The organism is Thermococcus marinus (genome assembly GCF_055389025.1).
This window is the reverse complement of sequence record NZ_AP042417.1, coordinates 929560-948648: the sequence shown is the minus strand read 5'-3', so window position 1 is coordinate 948648 and position 19089 is coordinate 929560. Positions and strand designations below refer to the sequence as shown.

The following is a 19089-nucleotide window of genomic DNA, read 5'->3' as shown; positions in this document are numbered from 1 at the left end:
ACGTTGTAATGCTCATCTTCCAGATAGACAGGACAGAGATATAAAGATTTCGACAATAAGACCTAACAATTTCCCATATAGGACAATCAACACTCCGAGTGACTATTTTGAGCCACTAATGATATTAAGATGCGAGCGAGCATCAAGACTCGAAAACAGCAATATCCCTATGATAAAAAGCAGGAGAAATCCATCAATCCCCGGGTCTATTGCATACAGCATTATGGAGAGCACTACTACAAAGCTTTCTAGAGTTTTTTCACTCTCTCGGAGAAGCGCTCCAAGAAAAAAAGCTTCAACAACACCAAAAACCCCAAAATCCGCTATGGCCTGCCCAAAAAAGAAATACGTATAGTGCGTGGAAGCACTAAAGAGTGAAGCGACCATAGCCCGAGGGTTAGTACCAAATAAGAGTGCACCGTGAAAGAAGCCCCACGGAAGAGAGAGGCGTACTAAGTTATGAAACACGAGAAATGTAAACCCAATTCTAATGAGAACAGCTTCCAATCCTCCACTCATAGCCACTATTACAAACACCGGGACCGTGCTGAAGGCAAGAAGGAACTTCCTGAGCGCAGGATATCTAAAATAGGCGTCTAGAAAATAGGCCAGGTATACCAGGAGAACAAGAGAACGGAAAGTCCCAAGGAAGAAAAGAAACGTATATACAGCCAATAGAAACGTTTTCCAACGAAAAGAGATCGTCGAGTAAGTTATCCCAATCGTTGCCAGAATCGCCGCCAGAACTAGGGGGGCAACTAACTTGTATCGAAGGGAGTTTTCAACTAACGGAACGCCCACAACAACGTAAAGAGCAATTGGTATCAAGAGTGAAACCAAAAGTATGTATCTGGCAAAGATGCGAGGGGCATTGAGTTTCATACAATAAGCAAGAAGTGTTAAAAGTGCCAGAATTGGAACGAAGAAAAGGCCACGAAACGACAGCACCAGAAAGAGAGTAGCCAGTAGTGCAGGTGGGAGCTCAATGTTAGACAGATACCCTAATGCAAAGAATGCAAAAAAAGCGAGTGCACAGGCTATACTCAGAACAATCATTGAGGGTTCTGGACCGCTCGAATACATACTATCTCGTAAGTTTTCATTAAAATAGTTAGTGTAAAGTGACAGGACAAGATAAGAGAGCAGGCCCATGCTAAAGATTTTTAACCCTTTCACTTTACCACCAACCAATGTTAAAGCAGAGAGCTTAAAAATTTGAGGGGTGTCGCGAATGAAAAGAGAAAACCTGTACATCCCCTTGCTTCTCATATCCAGTTTTATAATCCGACTGATTCCCCATAGAACGCTTCTGCTGGCCACATACGATGAGTATCTTCACAGAGATATAACTTTAAGAATAGTTAGCCAGGGCATAGACTCAATACCCAAGGACGTACTCTCACTGATCGGGCTGAAAGCTTATAGTTACCCACCCCTGTTCCATATAATTGGAGCGGTGTTTTACAAAGTATTTCACTCAGATTACTTGTTTTTCATTCTTCCCGCATTATATGGTACATTAGCTGTTTTTGGGTTCTATTTGGCATTTAAAGAGTTCATGGGAGACAAAGAGCGTGCCCTTCTTGCCACAACGTTTCTAGCATTCGCCCCTAACTTTATATATCGGACGAGTCTGTACATTCCCGAAAACCTTGGTCTGTTTCTGTTCTCGATAAGTCTGATGTTCCTAATAAAATTTCTAAAGTCAAGAAAGCTCCCGTATTTTGCACTCTTGGCCATTGTTATGGTCGTTTACATGTTAACCCACAGAGGATGGATATTCTTTGCTCTAGCATCTATCCTCCTATTTGCCTCATATCTATGGCCCTTCATCAGGAGGCATCTACACTATGTTATCGCACTAGCGGCTTTAGTCTTCATAGCGTATACGCAGGTTCCCCTCATCAAGTCAACCGTTGGAGAGTTAGTACTTAGGCTTCAGAGAAGTGAGGTCAGCTTTCTGGGATATTTCAAATGGATAGGCGTTATCCAGCTTGTCCTTGGAACAATAGCAAGCCATTATTACATTAAAAGAGACAGCATACGGCGTGGTTTTGTCCTATGGGCATGGACTTTTATGCTGGCGGGAGGAATTTCCTTCCGCTTCCGTGACCCATATGCAACGATACCCCTCTCTGCCATGGCCGCAGAGTATATTATCGATGTTGTCGCTCCAACGGTAGGCCCAGTTATTAAGAGCATCTTCGAGGACATAAAAGGTCCCGGGGCAGGATGGATAAAAAGTATCTCAAAAAAACACTGGGTTGCATCATTTGTAATCTTTCTACTCATTGCAACCCCCATTGCGCAGGGAGCATATGGAGCTTATAGGTACATAGAAGCACCAACACTCAGCGATAAGGAAGCTTATGAATGGATTATCCAGAACACGCCTGAAAGTGCCACGATATTAGTCTGGTGGGACATGGGATACCTTCTCATCGGAAATACACACAGAAAAGACGTTGTTGTCTGGAAAAAGGTTTATCAAGGCTTTTTCGGAGAGGCACCTACAGTTAAAGAAGCCAGCCAAGCGTACAATGACCACGTCGTTATGTTCAGTTCAAATCAGAGAGAGCGAGTATACTACCTCATGAAAAAATACAACGTAAGCCACATTTTTGTGGATAGGAAAAGACTAAGCTACGGCCTCATCAGGTACGGCCTTATGGAATACGCCCCATACGATACACACTTCAAGCTGGAGTTTTGCAACGGTCATTCATTGATATACCGGTTCATTCCCAATCCAACCTTAAGAATGGAGCAGCCATTACCCCTCAACCACACAGGAAGCTACTCATCATTGGTAAGCTTCCTGGAGAAGTTTTGGACTGGCTATAACTATGCCGACTTTGACGATAATTACAAAGCATATTTCAACTTAAATGCATGGATAATAGACATCTACAGCAGGCTTTATACAAAGACAGGATACGAAGGATTCAAAAAACGTGTCGAGTGGCTCAAAAGATGGCTGAACTACAAGCAGATGGAAAACGGGGCTTTCCCCTGGGGGGTTCCGCCCAACGATTACACGCTCTACACCGCCTATACATTAGAACCTCTAAAAGACAAGAACTTTAAAGGTATCGAAAAAGCCCTTGAGTTCCTTAGGGAAAGAGAGCAAGAGGACTATTTCATGACAACTTCCAAAGACAAGGCTGGGTCGCTCGTTGTGAATGCCCTCCTCCTGCCACTCTACTGGGATTTGGGTGTGTTGAACGAAACAACAAGAGAAAATGTCCTCGATAAGCTCCTTGACGAACAGGAAAGCGATGGAAGCTGGAGAAACAACGTCGGAACAACTACAGCAATAGCATCTGGGCTCGCCAGATATTATCAGTTAACAGGGGACAACAGAGTTCTTGATGCAATAAAAAATGCTGCCCAATGGTTAAGTGAGCAACAAGAAGACAACGGAAAACTAAAAGCAGAGAAGTACGAATACGCGTATTCCAGAGCCACATACGCGCAGATGGCCTACATATACCATGTGGCAGGACTTAACGACAAGGAGGAAATCACTTTGAGGTTCCTCTATGATACATTTGACCCCAACAGGGAAACACACCCACTCGACACTGTGATAACGATGTACCGTTACTTTAGCTATGCCTATGGCAGTGATACTGCCATAGAGATGCTAGATGAGCTCCTAGCTATCCATCCACTTCTGAAGTTTAGTTAGCTCTTTTTCTAAATTTTTCAAAGCATAAGCCAATCAAGGAGTTCCATAACAAAAGGTTTAAAACTTTTGTAAGACGACAACGCCTCAAAAGTGGGTATTAGAGACGCCTATTGGCAAATGAGCACATCCTTTTTCTTTTTCAACCTTATACACTGGCGAACAGCCCTGGATAGTTAATTTTAAAAATAGCCAGTAGACATATCACCCGCAGTAATCAAAACGGAGGGAAAATGCCATGAGCGAATACAGGTTTATAAGGTGGTTCGAGGAGCTCGGCAAGGAGGACGTCCCCCTTGTCGGTGGTAAGGGAGCCAACCTTGGTGAGCTTACCAAGGCCGGAATACCGGTTCCGCCTGGGTTCTGTGTCACCGCTGAGGCCTACAAGTACTTTGTTGAAAACGTCAAGCTTGAGGACGGTAAGACCCTTCAGGAGTGGATTATGGAGGTCATAAGCAACACCAACGTTGACGACAGCAAGCAGCTCCAAGAGAACACCGCCAAGATAAGGCAGAAGATAATCGAGCTCCCGATGCTCCCCGAGATCGCCGAGGAGATTGAGAGGGCTTACAAGGAGCTCAGCGCCAGGTTCAACAAGGACGCCGTTTACGTCGCCGTCCGCTCTTCTGCCACCGCTGAGGACCTTCCGGAGGCTTCCTTCGCCGGCCAGCAGGAGACCTACCTCGACGTCTACGGCGTTGATGATGTCATAGACAAGGTCAAGAAGTGCTGGGCCAGCCTCTGGACCGCGAGGGCCACCTTCTACAGGGCCAAGCAGGGCTTCGACCACAGCAAGGTCTACCTCTCAGCCGTCGTCCAGAAGATGGTCAACAGCGAGAAGAGCGGTGTTATGTTCACCGCCAACCCGGTCACCAACGACAGGAACGAGATAATGATCAACGCCGCATGGGGCCTCGGTGAGGCCGTCGTCAGCGGAAGCGTCACCCCCGACGAGTACATCGTCGAGAAGGGCACCTGGAAGATAAAGGAGAAGTTCATCGCCAAGAAGGAGGTTATGGTCGTCCGCAACCCGGAGACCGGCAAGGGCACCGTCTACGTCAAGGTCGCCGACTTCCTCGGCCCGGAGTGGGTTGAGAAGCAGGTTCTCACCGAGGAGCAGATCGTTGAGGTCGCCAAGATGGGCGCCAAGATTGAGGAGCACTACGGCTGGCCGCAGGACATCGAGTGGGCCTACGACAAGGACGACGGCAAGCTCTACATCGTCCAGAGCAGGCCGATCACCACCCTCAAGGAAGAGACCAAGGCCGAGGAGACCGAGATGACCGAGGAGATGAAGGTCCTCCTCAAGGGTCTCGGTGCCTCACCGGGTGTCGGCGCTGGTAGGGTCGTCGTCATCTTCGACGCCAGCGAGATCGACAAGGTCAAGGAGGGCGACGTCCTCGTTACCACCATGACCAACCCGGACATGGTTCCGGCCATGAAGAGGGCTTCCGCCATCGTCACCGACGAGGGTGGAAGAACCTGCCACGCCGCCATCGTCAGCAGGGAGCTCGGTATCCCGGCCGTCGTCGGTACCAAGGAGGCCACCAAGGTCCTCAAGGACGGCATGCTCGTCACCGTCGACGGTACAAGGGGTGTCGTCTACGAGGGCATAGTCAAGAGCCTCGTCAAGAAGGAGGAGGAAGAGAAGGCCGAGGGCGGCAAGGTCGTCGTTGCCGGCGCTCCGCTCGTCACCGCCACCGAGGTCAAGGTCAACGTCTCAATGCCGGAGGTCGCTGAGCGCGCCGCCGCCACCGGCGCCGACGGTGTCGGTCTCCTCAGGGCCGAGCACATGATCCTCGGCATCGGCGCCCACCCGGTCAAGTTCATCAAGGAGGGCAAGGAGGAGGAGCTCGTCGAGAGGCTCGTCGAGGGCATCAGGAAGGTCGTCGAGGCCTTCTACCCGAGGCGCGTCTGGTACAGGACCCTTGACGCCCCGACCAATGAGTTCCGCGAGCTTCCGGGCGGCGAGGACGAGCCGGAAGAGAGGAACCCGATGCTCGGCTGGCGCGGAATCAGGCGCGGTCTCGACCAGCCGGAGCTCCTCAGGGCCGAGTTCAAGGCCATCAAGAGGCTCGTTGACGAGGGCTACGACAACATCGGTGTCATGCTCCCACTCGTCAGCCACCCGGAGCAGATCAGGAAGGCCAAGGAGATCGCCATGGAGGTCGGTCTCATTCCGCACAAGGACGTCGAGTGGGGTGTCATGATCGAGACTCCCGCTTCAGCCCTCATCATCGAGGACCTCATCAAGGAGGGCATTGACTTCGTCAGCTTCGGCACCAACGACCTCACCCAGTACACCCTCGCCATCGACAGGGACAACGAGAGGGTCTTCAAGCTCTACGACGAGAAGCACCCGGCAGTGCTCAAGCTCATCGAGAACGTCATCAAGACCTGCAAGAAGTACGGCGTTGAGACCAGCATCTGCGGCCAGGCCGGTAGCGACCCGAAGATGGTCAGGCTCCTCGTCAGGATGGGCATCGACAGCGTCAGCGCCAACCCCGATGCTGTCGAGCTCGTCAGGAAGACCGTCGCCAGGGAGGAGGCCAGGATCCAGCTCGAGGCCGCCAGGAAGGCCCTCCGCGAGTGAGCTTTCTTCCCTTTTCTCTTCATTCGTTTTTGAGGTTGAAGTTTTCCCATACCAAAAGCCTTATTTTGTCCCAGTTCGTATAGGCTAATGGTGATTACATGACCACTGTGGAAGTCAAAAAAATTGACCCCCAGGGAAGACTTGTCTTGCCAAAGAGCTGGCGTGAGAGGTGGGGAAATGAGGTCATTCTAATTGAGCTTGATGACAGGATCGAGATAATCCCCCGGAAGAAACCAAGACTCTCCAGGTTTTTCAACATAATTGATGCCGAGATCAAAGGAACAGACATTGAAAAAGAGCTCCTGGAAAGCCTCTACTGAGGTGTTAAAATGAGGTTCATAGACGCCAACGTCTTCCTGTACGCCCTGCTGAAGCCAAAACCGGACCTTCCGGAAGAGGTTCTTGAAAGAAAAGCGCGGGCAATGAAAATCCTGAGGAGAATTGAAGACGGGGAGGAGGTAGCTACCAGTGTTGTGCATCTAAGTGAGGTTGCCAACATAATAGAAGCCAAAGTAAACCTCTCCACGGCACTGGCTTTCATTGAGGAGTTGCTCACGGCGGGCAATGTTCATATTCTTCCAGTCACTCCGGAGGACTACTTAAAGGCCACCCTCGTGGCATCCGACTTCCTTGGCCCTCTGGTAGAGCCTCGCGCCGACGGCCTGGCCGACCATCGTTCCCATCGCCATGCTAGAAGAGAATCAGCGTAAACGACGCCCTGGCTTATTTGAAGATGAAGGAACTGGACATCAACGAAATCTACACATTCGATAAACATTTCTTGAATCTCGACGTTCGCGTTCTTCCCTGAGCTGGCTCTTTTATCCACAATAAACTTTTTATACTAACGTTTCGATAGGCATCTGATGGCCCATGGACGGCGAGAAAATTCAGAGAATGCGCGAGCAGATTCTCAACGGGCCGATAGTGAAAACGCTCCTCGTGTTAGCATACCCCATAATAATAAACCAGCTCGTCCAGGTTCTTTACAACCTCACCGATACGTTCTGGCTCGGTAAGCTCGGCAGGGAAGAGCTGGCGGCACCGGGGACGGCGTGGCCGCTGGTGTGGTTCTTCATGTCTATCGGAATGGGTTTCGCAACTGCCGGCTTCGCTTTCGTGAGCCAGTACGTTGGGGCCGGGGACTACAAAAAGGCCAACCGCGCCGCTGGAGCTCTCTATTCACTCATGATGTTCTTTGCAATTGGGGTGGGGGTGTTCGGTGTCATCTCAACCCCGTATCTCCTCAGGTTCATGAACGTTAGCGATACTGTTTACCCCTATGCCCTAAAGTACACCCGCATTATCTTCGCAGGGATACCCTTCTCGTTCACGCTCTTTGCATTCAACTTCCTCCTCAGGGCGATAGGCGACACCAAAACGCCGGTCAAGATAAACATAGGAACAGTCCTCCTCAACCTCGTCCTTGACCCGTTCTTTATCTTCGGCTGGGGGCCGTTCCCGGAGCTCGGCGTTGTCGGAGCGGCTGTTGCAACGATGCTATCCAACAGTCTCGGCTCCCTCGTGGGTGGCTATCTCCTCTTCAGTGGAAAAGTCGGGATACACCTCACACCCCACAACCTCAAGCCGGACTGGCCTTTCTACTCCAGAATCTTCCGCGTCGGCATACCGTCAAGCATAGGCTCATCAACAACGGCCTTTGGCTTTGTAATCCTCACGAGGATAATCTTCACCATAGGAGAGCTCTACGGCCAGACACACGGCATTGAGAACTTTGAGGACATTGCCTTCGCTACATACTCGATAACCAACAGGCTTACCAACTTCATGTTCGCGTTCTCAGATGGAATAAGCATGGCGATGGGAACGATGGTCGGCCAGGCCGTCGGCGCGAGGCTCTACCAGAGGGCCAAGGAAGTCGCGGAAAAAACCATGGCAATAAACTTCACAATCCTTGGCGTTGGGACACTCCTCTTCGTCTTTTTCCGCGTTCAGATTTTCAGGTTCTTCATCAACGACCCGGCAATAATAGCCGAGAGCGCCAAGGTCGTGAAGTACTTCTCAATATCGCTCCCGTTCTTCGGAATCTTCGCCGCTGTGGAGAATGTCTTCAGGAGCGCAGGACACACCAAAAAGAGCATGATACTCGACATGTTCCGCCTGTGGGTGCTCAGGCTCCCGCTGAGCTACGGGCTTGGAGTCATCATGAGGGATACTGCTGGAATGTGGCTTGGAATGGGTCTGAGCAATATTCTTGGTGCCCTCGTTGCGCTGGCCTGGTTCCTCAGGGGCAGCTGGATGAAGGCGATAATCGAAGAGGAACCCTCTTCATAAGGGTAAACTTTTTATCACACATGTGCAAAAGATTATCGGGTGGATTGCTTGGAAATCCGGCGCCTCGGTCTCGTGCTTGTGACCATAGGACTTTTGGGAATCATCGTGGGAAGCATTCTTCGGAGCCCCCCGAATATCTCACCCCAGATCAAAGAGGTTTCTCACCCCCGACCCCAAAATGAGGGTATCCATGAATCAATGACTGAGGAGAAGGAGGAGAAACAAAAGAACAGCCCAGAGCCCCCGTTAGTTTTTGTCCACGACGTTACTCCGTACTACTTCGATGACCTGAGAGAGATTGTAGCCGTTCTTGATGAGTACAACTACTCCAACAGGACTGTTCTCTTTGTAATCCCCGTCTTTGACCCCGACCACTACGGTGACGAGTGGAGCCTAAGAAACCACCCAGATTTTGTGGAATACCTGCACAAGCTCCAGATGAGAGGCTATAGGGTGGAGCTCCACGGGTACGGGCACACCTACCACGAGTTCAACTGCTCCTATGAGACTGCGAAAGAGAAGCTCGACAACGCAACGGCCATGATGACCTCGCTGGGCTTTGGCAACCTTACACTTTTCCTCCCGCCAGCGTGGGCGCTCAACAACGAGTCCCTCAAGGCAATTCTGGAGCACAACCTCACCGTCGTCACGCCCGACTGGCTCATCTTCCCCAACGGAACCAGGCAGAGGATATGGAACCGGGAGTACACCTGGTACATAGAGCGGAATGAAGTCGAGGGCAGGCTCTCAGTTGCCCTCCACGACTACAGAAAGGCCATTGAGGAAGGAATTCCTTTCTACCTGTCAGTCCACCCGGGGGTAATCAACTACGGGGGCGGGCTCGAATTTCTGAGAGAGTTCCTGGATACGGTCTGTCGTCCAGAAAAATCATAAACTTTTTATAACAGCGTTTCGACTGCGGTCTGAGCGAAGATGAGCGAGAAAATCCAGAGAATGAGAGAGCAGATACTTAACGGCCCGATAGAGAAGACCCTCCTGGTTCTCGCGGGCCCGTTAATAGTCAACAACCTCGTCCAGGTGCTCTACAACATAACCGATACCTTCTGGCTTGGAAAGCTGGGCAGGGAAGCCCTGTCCGCTCCGGGCGTCACGTGGCCCATAATCGGGACGCTCATGGCGCTGGGCATGGGCTTTGCGACGGCCGGATTTGCGTTCGTCGGGCAGTACATCGGGGCGGGCGAATACGAGAAGGCGAACCGCTCGGCAGGGGCACTCTACTCCCTCATGACGTTCTTCTCGGTCGCCACAGCCATAGTGGCCCTTCTGATTCTCCCCTACGCCCTCCGCTTCATGCGCGTGAGCGAGAACGTCTACCCCTACTCCCTAACCTATGCCACCATAGTTTTCCTTGGACTGCCGTTCTCCTTCGCGTTCATGGCCTTTGGTGCCCTCATGAGGGCCACGGGCGACACAAAGACGCCCGTCAAGATAACGCTCCTCACAGTGATGATAAACATAATCCTGGACCCCCTCTTCATCTTCGGCTGGCTGGGCTTTCCTGAGCTCGGCGTGGCCGGGGCGGCGCTGGCGACGGTTATAGCCAACGTTGTCGGAGCGGCCATCGGACTCTACCTCCTCTTCACAGACCGCGTTGGGATAAGCCTGAGCATTGAGAGCCTCAAGCCCGACTTCGAATTTTACGGAAAGCTCTTCAGGGTCGGCCTCCCATCGAGTATAGGCCAGTCCGCAAACAGCTTTGGATTTGTGATACTCACAAGGATTATCTTCGGCTTCGGCGACGTTACCTACGCCGCCTACACCATAACCACCCGCCTCGTGAACTTCCTGACCGGCATATCGAGGGGTATAAGCATGGCAATGGGGACGATGATAGCCCAGAACGTTGGGGCAGGGAAGTTTGAGAGGGCGAAGAAGATAGCCGAGAGGACGATGCTCGTCAACTTCGCAATAGCGAGCCTGGCGGTTCTGATAATTGGAATCTTCCGCGTCCCAATCTTCAGGGTCTTCCTCGACGACCCGAAGGTCATAGCCGAGAGCAAAATCGTCCTGGAGTACTTCCTCATCTCGGTGCCCTTCTTCAACGGCATCTTCATAGTCGTGAACAGGACGTTCAGCTCAGCTGGCCACACTAAGAAGAGCATGCTCCTCGGCATACTCCGCCTGTGGGGCCTCAGGATACCGCTGAGCTATGCCTTCGGCTACATAAGGGGCATCACGATACTTGGAATATCCATACCGCTTGCAGAGCTCTTTGGCTACACTAGCAAGGGCGTTTTCTTCGGCATGGGTATGAGCAACTTTGTGGCGGCGGTCATAGCGCTCGCTTGGTTCCTCCGCGGCAGCTGGATGAAATCCATAATCGAAAAGGAGGCAAAAACTGGGGACAAAACTAGTTCAGGTTATCAGGCGGAAGGCTAATAAACCCCTCGCCGAACGGGTTTCGGTGAGAACATGAAGGCTGAAAGGTGGGAAGGTGTTTACTCCTTCGAGGACAGCCCCTTCATCATGGAGATTCTGACGGAGCTCAGGGACGAGAGGACAGGGCCGATAGCCTTCAGGAAAGGTCTCGTCAAGCTCGGCCGCTACATGGCCTACGAGCTGACGAAAACGATGGAAACCGAGAGGGTTCCCGTCAAGACCCCGCTGGAGGAAACCGAGGGCGTAATCGTCAGGGACAGGCGCAACGTCGTCATAATAACAGTCCTCCGCGCAGCCATACCGCTTATGGAAGGCCTCATCAAGGTTCTCGACCACGCAAGGGTTGGTATCGTCTCGGCCTCCCGCGGAAAAGCTCCAAAGTTCGAGATTGAGATGAACTACGTCAAGATACCCCAGATAACCCCCGAGGACACCGTAATAATAGCGGATCCGATGATAGCGACGGGCTCGACGCTGATAAAGGTCATTGATGAAGTCAAGCGCTACGGGAAGCCGAAGAGGCTTGTTGTCGTCGGCGTTCTGGCGGCCCCCGAGGGGATAGAGAGGGTAAAAAAGGCCCACCCAGAGGTCGAGATGTTCGTGGCAAAGGTTGACAGGGAGCTGAACGACAAGGGCTACATCTTACCTGGTCTTGGGGACGCTGGAGACAGGGCCTTCGGTGCCCCCATCAAGCTTTGATTGGATTATCTGCTCTTCTTATATCATTTTCAAAATTCCCGCCCGATGTAGTGGGCTTTCTCCATTAACGGGCAGAAGGGCCCAACATTGAGATGGGGTCGGCCAGTGCCAGTCTCATCATTTGGTAGCGACTCAGACCGGTAAACGCTCTTCATCCCCCACCCGTTCTCGGCGGTTGCTTTTTAAAAGGTTCCCTCAAAATTCCTCTGGCCGATGACGAGCGTTAGCCACGCTGAACGGTGAGGAAAAGAGGGTTAGCCGAGGCCACTTCCGGAAGTCTGTTTTTCATGGGTCGTTACAAACCCAAAAAACTCCCTCAGGAACTCCATTCCTGCTTTGTTGTTCACGGCCCCAGGGTGAACCGAGAGAAAGAAAGTCCCCTTAGTGTGGATATACGAGGATTTGGCGCTTTCCAGGTTGTATCCAAGGAGAAACTCCGGGAGGTACCACGTGTACTCCCTGTTGAGCACGGGGCTTGAGGTGCCGTCCGGGGAGATAATGAAGTCCTCCCCGATGACAGTGAGGTTGTAGCCCAGCAGAACTTCAAGCGCACCGCCCGACAGGGAGTAGCGGGGAGCGATGAAGTATTCGGGCGTGGCGTTGAGGTATGAGAGGGCCTTCAGGCCTAGCTCAAGCTTTCTCCTGGCCATATCAGCGCCACAGTCAAACTCGTCCCCGATGTGGTCGTACCCGTGGAGCTCGACGTGGTAGCCCTTAGCCCTGAGCCCGGAAATGAACTCCACGAACTCCGGGTGCTCACATATGGGCATTTTCCCGCCGTGGTTCGGGATTACAAAGAGATAGGTCTGGTTCTGGAGGCCGTACTCGTCAATGACTGCCGTTATCTCCCTCAGCTGGGGCAGATAGGCCGGGCTGACATCGTGAATGAGAATTGCGAAGCGCCCGAAGGAAGGGACGTAGGCCGGGCTGGATAGGGAGCTCGAAGACACCAGAACCAGAAACAGCGTCGCAAGGGCAACCAACCTCCTCATCAGAAAGGGAAAAGAAAGGCGGCGTAAAAAGGTTTCTAAAGATGTCTGCTGAGGAAGTCCTCCACCCTCGCCTTCCACTCCTCCGGGTGGAGCTTCAAAGTCCTGACGTGTGGCGCATCGGTGACCCAGAGCTCGACGTTCGGGTTCACCTTCTTGTTCCGCTCGTAGAACTCCCTGACCTCTTCCGGCCTGACGAGCGGGTCTTTCTCGCCAGCTATGAGGAGCAGGGGCTTTTTCACCCTGTGGGCATACTCGACCATGTTAAGCTCCTTTCCGCCGGTGAATAGCTTCGTAAACGGCTTGACGAAGTAATAGAGCCACTCAGGAAGGTTCGCGAAGTACTTCAGGCCCCTTGCCCCAGTCTTGTTGAGGTAGATGGGCGGTGAATCGGCTACGCCGCAGGCAATCCTCTCGTCCTCTGCGAGTGCCCTTATCGTGACGACTGCCCCCATCGAGAAGCCGACGAGCCCTATCTTTTCCGCATTCTCCGGGTGGTGCTTCTTCAGCCAGTCTATGGCGGAGATGACGTCAATAAGCTCCTTCTCCCCGACCGTCGTGTAGTTGCCCTCGCTCTTTCCGTGGGCGCGGAAGTCAAAAACGAGGACGCTGTAGCCTTCTTTGAGAAGGAACTCGATGGTCTGCCTCATGTATACCTCGTCCCACCTGCTCCTCGTGTAGCCGTGAAGGGGGATAACCGTCTTGTCGCCGTTTGGAATCCACCAGCCGCTGAGCTTGAGCCCGTCCCTCGTCTCAATGGTGACATCTTCGTAGTCGTAGCCGAGGTCTCTGGGCGTCCAGTCGCCGACAAAGCGCGGCGGCTTGACCATCTTGTAGCCCACAAAGGCAGAGAACGTCAGGAAGGCCAGGAGAATAAAAAGGATAAGCCACAGCATCATTCTTTCCTCACCTCAAGCTCCTTCATGCTCCATATTAACGGCATCGCGAGGAGCACCAAGAACGCTCCCAGCGGGAAGAGGATCCTGTAGTTGCCGCCGGCCAGGTCAACGATGGCCCCGCCAATTGTTCCCGCGAGGAGCACGGGAATTGACTTGGTGGCCTCGTAGACGCCGTAGTAGCGGCCCGTGAAGGCCTCCTTCTCGAACTTGGTGAGCAGGTCGCCGACGACCGGATAGGAGGCCGCTATCAGGGCACCCCAGCCAACGCCCGCTATCAACAGTGCCGCATAAATCTGGGTCTCAGTATGAATAAACCAGCCCCAGAGCTGGGGGAGGGCGAATATGAGGCCTCCGATGATTATGCTCAGCCTCCTGCCGACCCTGTCGTAGATGTATCCTCCGGGCAGAGAACCAACGAGCACGGCCACGTTGAACAGCGCCATGAGGTAGAGGCCCATCGAGGTAACCGCGTCAATGTTTTCCTTGGTGGCTGCGCCCTTGAGGATGAAGGCTATTATGCCGTAGAGGAATATTGCTATGAACTCGAAGCTCATCCACCAGAGAATTTGAGCCGTGTAGAACTTGAGAAAGTCCTTCGTGGCGAATATACTCTTCACGTACTCGGACAGGCTCTCGTTGTCCTTTATCTCCGGGGACTCGAGCTCTCTTACCTTGTAATAGACGAAAGCCGCCGCGAGGAACAGGAAGATGGCAGTCAGACCGAAGGGGCCGATGTGGTCCTTCCCGTACTTCGCGACCATAAAACCACCAAGACCAAAGAGGAAGAGGTTGCCGGCCCACTCAAGAAGGGTTATGACTCCACTCGCCTTTCCGCGCTGACCGCTCTCAATTGTGTCAGGCATCAACGCCCTGAACTGCGCGGTGTAGAGGTGGAGCGAGAGGTACAGGAAGCCCAGCGTGAGGGCAAAGGCCCATAGGGGAGCCCCAATCTTGTAGGCCGTCCATATCATCAGCGTCGCGATAGCGGCTAGGACTCCGCCGACGAATATGAAGGGCCTCCTCCGTCCATGTTTTGAGCGGAGGGTATCGCTGTAATAGCCGAGGAGAGGGGGGACTATCAACCCTATAACCCCTTCAAGCGCCAGAATGCTTCCCTTCACAAAGGCAGAGCTCGTGTAGTCGGAGAGTAGAGGAAACGAGAATCCCTTGTTGAGTGCCCACCCCATGCTCCTGCTGAACCCTAAGAGGGCAAGACCGAGAACCACGCCCCAGTCAAACTTTCTCCTTTCCATTGTATCCACCCCCATTTGAGTTTTCAAGGTTAATATGGCATAAAATGAAATCAAAACCAGAGACACTCAATCAATCCATATCCGGCACATAGTCCAGCGCATCGCCCTTGTACCTGACGATGTCTCCACGCTTAACGAACTGCATCGTTATCGTCGCTATCAGGAAGAATGCCACCGCGAACGGCAGGAGAGTCTTGTACCCTATCACGTCGAGGAATGCCCCTGCCAGCGGGGGAGCAACTAAGTTAGCCGCCTGGCTGAAGAAGTAGTAGAGGCCCGTGTAACCTCCAAGCTTCTCTTCGGTCGTCATGTCCACAACCATTGGAAGGGAATTGACGTTGACCATCGCCCATCCAATGCCACCAAAGAAAAAGAGAACCATGAACTTCAGCACCACCGGGTCCGTCAAGGCACTACTTCCAGGTTTTGAAGTCTCCCCGAGGAGGTAGGCCCCCAGCATGGCGGCACCCACAATAATCAGCCCTGCCGTGATGGTCTTTTTCCTCCCCACACGGCCGCCTAGAAGACCAGCGGGAATGGCAAAGAGCATGAAGCTGAGTGAAACGACGCCCATCATGAAGGCGCCGGTGCTCTCCTCGATGCCGAGGTGGTACTTCGCGTAGCTCGTGAAGAACGTCTCCACGGAGTTGAAGGCGACGAACCAGAAGAATATGGAGAGCAGCATGAAGAACAGGCTTTTCTCGTGGCTGGCAAAAACGTCCTTGAGGTTTTCCTTCAGCTCGCCAAAGCTCTTCTTGGAAGTTTCGGAAAGGAGCTTCCGCAGGCTGATTTTTTCACCCGAGACGCGGTACTCCTCGGGTTCCGGCACGAAGAGGACGACGAGCAAGTTTGCGAGGAGCATTATGGCCGCGCCTACAAAGAACGGGTAGGCGTAGTTCATGTCGTAGAGCACCTTGCCGCCGAAGTAGGCCAGCAAGGCACCTACACCACCCATGAAGTTGATGATGCCGTTCGCCTGTGAACGCTTCTCGCTCGGGGTTATGTCCGGCATGAACGCTATGACCGGCGAGCGGAAGAGTGCCATGAAGAAGTTCATCAGGATTATAGTTCCCATAAAGAGGGCGAGGTTTTCATACGCCCTTGCCACCGGAATGAGGGCGAACATCAGGGCGGCGGAAGGAGCACCCATCAAGATATACGGCTTCCTGCGGCCCAAGCGCGTCCGCGTTTTGTCGCTCAGCGCCCCCAGAAACGGCAACAGCAGAACCGCAAAGAGGTTGTCTATCGTCATTACGAAGCCCGTCACAGTCCTGCTCATTTTGAAGGTGTCCTGCAGGAAAATCGGTATGTATGCGTTGTACAGGGACCATATTATGCTTATACCGAAGAAACCGAAGCCGAGGAGGAATATCCTGCGATACTTAAATTCCAACTTACACACCCCCGTTTTCAATTACAGGCCATGCTAACGGAAAAATACACGGATGAAACTTTTAAGACTTGTGAGACCATTTTCGAACGCCGGGAGAGGTGACGGATATGGACAGTGAAAGGCCTATCGTCCTTGGACACAGGGGTCTAAAGGGGCCGCTTGAGAACACTCTCCCCGCCTTTAAGAGGGCCCTCAGGCACTGCGACGGCATTGAATTTGATGTAAGGGTTACGGCAGATGGAAAACTGGTGGCAATACACGATGGAGAGTTTCAGGTCGGGGGAATAAAATACATAGTCAAGTCCCTGACGTACCGGGAGCTTACAAGGCTCCACCCACGGGGAAGGCTTATCCCAACCGTGGGGAAGATTCTAAAACTGCGGCCCGGCCTGATAAACGCCGACCTTAAAGACCTGGACGCTCTAATCCCCCTCATCGATTCCCTTGAGCGGAAAAAGATGCTTGAAAGGACAGTTATCTCGACGGACGTCTGGAAATGGGTTCTCATTATCCATAGGGAGTGTCCGGACTGTCGAGTTGGGTTTTCAATAACAAATGCAATGGGTCTGGTCAGAAGCCTCCGCGCGGGGGTGTACTCCGTCCACGTCCCGCTTGACCTCGTTGAATACCTCGGTCTCGAGGGGTTCGTTGCCCTCCTCAACCTCTACCGGAAAAACAGTGAGGTGTGGCTCTGGAACTACATGATGAACGAGATTGAGATAGTCCCCAGAGTTATTGGGCTCGCAAACGCGGTAATCTCAGACGACCCGCTGAGGCTGAAAAGGTTTATATTCTCCCGACTCACCTGGACTGAGGCGACCTGATATGTGGGAGCGGGATAGAGTGATAGTTCTCGGCCACAGGGGTTTTATCGGCAAATACCCCGAGAACAGCCTTCTGGCCTTTAGAAAGGCAATTGAAGCAGGGGCAGATGGAATAGAGCTCGACGTCTGGCTGACCCGGGACGGAAGGGTCATCGTCATGCACGACGAGACCATAGACAGGACGAGCAACATAACGGGAAGGCAGAAGGACATGACCCTTGAAGAGCTGAAGAGGGCGGACATTGGCGGCGGCGAGAGAATTCCTACCCTTGAGGAAGTTTTCGAGGTTCTCCCGAAGGACGCACTGGTCAACATCGAGCTTAAGGACAAGGAGGCCGCGAGAGAGGTCGCCCGGATTGTCAGCGAGAACAACCCGGAGCAGGTCATGATCTCCTCGTTTGAGATTGATGCACTTAGGGATTACCGCAAATTCGACAGGGACACCGTCATGGGCCTTCTCATAGACAGAGAAGACGTCGTCCCGATGATTCCAAAGCTTAAGGAGGAGCTGAACCTCTGGTCAATAAACGTCCCGATGGAGGCAATCTCTATAATCAGCTTCGAGAAGACCGTTCAGGCGATTAAATGGGCCCGCTCTCTCGGCCTTAAAGTTGTCCTGTGGACGGAGAACGATGAGCTCTTCTACAAAGACGACAACCTCGCAAGGCTGAAGGGCCTCTTTGAGGTGGTCATAGCGAACGACGTTGAAGGCGTGATTAAGTATCTCCACAGCATTGGACTTAGGTGAAACTTTTTAAAGTTTTACTTTTTACAACCCACGGGGATACCATGAAACGGGAAGTCTGCCTGCTCGGGGTTATAGCCTCGCTTTTGCTCGCTTCATTTTTGATTCCGGGGCATTCATACTCGCCCCCCACCACGGAATTCGTTAACAGCAACCTCCACGTTTTCGAGGAGCGCCCTTCGGGGAGCGCCTACATTGAGTGCCTCGTAAATACTCCATCATACTACCACCACGTGGTGAACTGGACGCTCACGTACCCCCACGACTACGGTTTTTCGAGGCCTGGATACTTTAAGACCTGGATAGCAGTGAAAGACTGGAAAAGCTTCTATGAAGAAATCCCCTACGGCTGTGGAGTCGTTGAAGCACACGACCTGGATCAGAACAGCCCCCTTCACTCGGCGGCGCTCCGCCTCAAAAACATCACCACCGGGACGGAGGACTACGCAAAGCTGGAGCCGTTTTTTGAGTATGCCGAACACGACCCTGCACCCACCGGCAACTGGACGCTCGCCCGCATCACCGTTCTCGCCCCGGACGTGATGGTGGCATTTAAGCGCCCCTTCGCGGCAGTATGGGCCGGCGTCGCTGTGCTGAGCCTCATTGGAGTTCTACTCAACATCAGAGGGGATAAAATCGTCCTCGTGGGTTTCTTAGTCCTGCTGGTGCTGGGAGCCCTTTTCGTGGGAGAATACATTAAAGATGAACGGCATATCCAGGAAAAGGAACAGGTGTTCAAACAGGTACTCGCCCTGAACTCGACGGGCGGGGAGTGCGGCATGATAATGGCGGGTGTTTCTGCAGATTTCAAACCTGAGGACATCCCATGGTTCATAATGACGGTGGAGCAAAAGAACTCCTCAATCACCTCGGTGGAGTGGGAGGACTATACCGTCAGGATAAGCGTTTCGGCCCCATTCGACAATTACAAGGAGTTACTGAAGGAGTTCGAGGGAAGAGGGTGGGAGATATCAGCTATAGAGATTGACCCATCAGCCTTCCGCACACCGCCCGAAGAGATGCAGAGGCTCAACGGCACAATTCAAACGCTACTGAAATACCTTCCCCTGCTCCCAAGTGACGAGAGAGAGGAGGTAAAAGAGTACATCGAAGGCCTCAACAACACCATTCGGAGAGACATGGCCAGAAATCGGTTTGCATGCATTGAAGTCGTAACCAGCACTCCTGATGCGTTCCTCTACATCTACAAAGATTGGTCAGACTTCTTCGCAAAGGTTGCCCTGCTGGTAGCGGGCATGACAGTGGCGGCCACTCTGAGGAGGTAGTTCTGGAGGACATCAATATAACCAC

15 protein-coding genes and 1 pseudogene are annotated in these 19089 nt (G+C 52.6%); 11 read left to right on the top strand and 5 right to left on the bottom strand.

Annotation, left to right across the window (positions count from 1 at the left end):
* Positions 1-102: 102 nt before the first annotated feature.
* On the bottom strand, positions 103-1269 hold the full coding sequence (locus ACZ5ER_RS05215) for a hypothetical protein (protein ID WP_464934978.1): 1167 nt from the start codon (positions 1267-1269) through the stop codon (positions 103-105).
* On the opposite strand from ACZ5ER_RS05215, the gene ACZ5ER_RS05210 reads away from it, so the two are divergent.
* The 8 genes and pseudogenes from ACZ5ER_RS05210 (at position 1232) to upp (ending at position 11675) form a co-directional block, all read left to right on the top strand.
* On the top strand, positions 1232-3691 hold the full coding sequence (locus tag ACZ5ER_RS05210) for a glycosyltransferase family 39 protein (RefSeq protein ID WP_464934977.1): 2460 nt from the start codon (positions 1232-1234) through the stop codon (positions 3689-3691). The genes ACZ5ER_RS05215 and ACZ5ER_RS05210 overlap by 38 nt on opposite strands.
* A 235-nt stretch (positions 3692-3926) precedes the next feature.
* A complete protein-coding gene (gene ppsA / locus ACZ5ER_RS05205; RefSeq protein WP_050002887.1) occupies positions 3927-6281 on the top strand; it encodes a phosphoenolpyruvate synthase in 2355 nt (784 codons plus the stop codon).
* Between the two features lie 98 nt (positions 6282-6379).
* A complete protein-coding gene (locus tag ACZ5ER_RS05200; protein ID WP_050002886.1) occupies positions 6380-6601 on the top strand; it encodes an AbrB/MazE/SpoVT family DNA-binding domain-containing protein in 222 nt (73 codons plus the stop codon).
* Positions 6602-6610: 9 nt separating this feature from the next.
* Positions 6611-7092, top strand: a pseudogene (locus ACZ5ER_RS05195) (type II toxin-antitoxin system VapC family toxin).
* Positions 7093-7154: 62 nt separating this feature from the next.
* Positions 7155-8576, top strand: a complete 1422-nt coding sequence (locus ACZ5ER_RS05190) for an MATE family efflux transporter (RefSeq protein WP_464934976.1) — start codon at positions 7155-7157, stop codon at positions 8574-8576.
* Between the two features lie 198 nt (positions 8577-8774).
* Positions 8775-9470, top strand: coding sequence for a DUF2334 domain-containing protein (locus ACZ5ER_RS05185; protein WP_464934975.1), 696 nt, complete (start codon positions 8775-8777; stop codon positions 9468-9470).
* 39 nt (positions 9471-9509) lie between these two features.
* Entirely contained in the window at positions 9510-10976 is a 1467-nt protein-coding gene (locus ACZ5ER_RS05180) for an MATE family efflux transporter (protein ID WP_050002882.1), read from the top strand.
* 33 nt (positions 10977-11009) lie between these two features.
* Positions 11010-11675 carry a uracil phosphoribosyltransferase gene (upp, locus tag ACZ5ER_RS05175; protein ID WP_464934973.1) on the top strand — a complete coding sequence of 222 codons (666 nt, stop codon included), beginning with the start codon at positions 11010-11012 and terminating at the stop codon, positions 11673-11675.
* A 254-nt stretch (positions 11676-11929) separates the two neighbouring features.
* On the opposite strand, the gene ACZ5ER_RS05170 is transcribed toward upp, so the two are convergent.
* From ACZ5ER_RS05170 to ACZ5ER_RS05155, 4 genes are all read right to left on the bottom strand, one after another.
* Positions 11930-12667, bottom strand: a complete 738-nt coding sequence (locus ACZ5ER_RS05170) for a DUF2334 domain-containing protein (protein ID WP_464934972.1) — start codon at positions 12665-12667, stop codon at positions 11930-11932.
* A gap of 35 nt (positions 12668-12702) precedes the next feature.
* Positions 12703-13563, bottom strand: a complete 861-nt coding sequence (locus ACZ5ER_RS05165) for an alpha/beta hydrolase (protein WP_464934971.1) — start codon at positions 13561-13563, stop codon at positions 12703-12705.
* Positions 13560-14816: an MFS transporter gene (locus ACZ5ER_RS05160; protein ID WP_464934970.1), complete on the bottom strand. Its 1257-nt coding sequence runs from the start codon at positions 14814-14816 to the stop codon at positions 13560-13562. The genes ACZ5ER_RS05165 and ACZ5ER_RS05160 overlap by 4 nt, the downstream gene beginning before the upstream one ends.
* Positions 14817-14886: 70 nt before the next feature.
* Positions 14887-16209 (bottom strand): SLC45 family MFS transporter, encoded by a 1323-nt coding sequence (locus ACZ5ER_RS05155; RefSeq protein ID WP_464934969.1) that lies wholly within the window; start codon positions 16207-16209, stop codon positions 14887-14889.
* Positions 16210-16316: 107 nt separating this feature from the next.
* Between ACZ5ER_RS05155 and ACZ5ER_RS05150 the strand changes: the two genes are divergently transcribed.
* The 3 genes from ACZ5ER_RS05150 to ACZ5ER_RS05140 are packed head-to-tail and all read left to right on the top strand — an operon-like array spanning position 16317 to position 19064.
* Entirely contained in the window at positions 16317-17033 is a 717-nt protein-coding gene (locus ACZ5ER_RS05150) for a glycerophosphodiester phosphodiesterase family protein (RefSeq protein WP_464934968.1), read from the top strand.
* Position 17034: 1 nt separating this feature from the next.
* Positions 17035-17781 (top strand): glycerophosphodiester phosphodiesterase family protein, encoded by a 747-nt coding sequence (locus tag ACZ5ER_RS05145; RefSeq protein ID WP_464934967.1) that lies wholly within the window; start codon positions 17035-17037, stop codon positions 17779-17781.
* 41 nt (positions 17782-17822) lie between these two features.
* The gene (locus tag ACZ5ER_RS05140; RefSeq protein WP_464934966.1) at positions 17823-19064 is read left to right on the top strand and encodes a hypothetical protein; all 1242 of its coding nucleotides are present in this window, start codon (positions 17823-17825) and stop codon (positions 19062-19064) included.
* Positions 19065-19089: the final 25 nt, after the last annotated feature.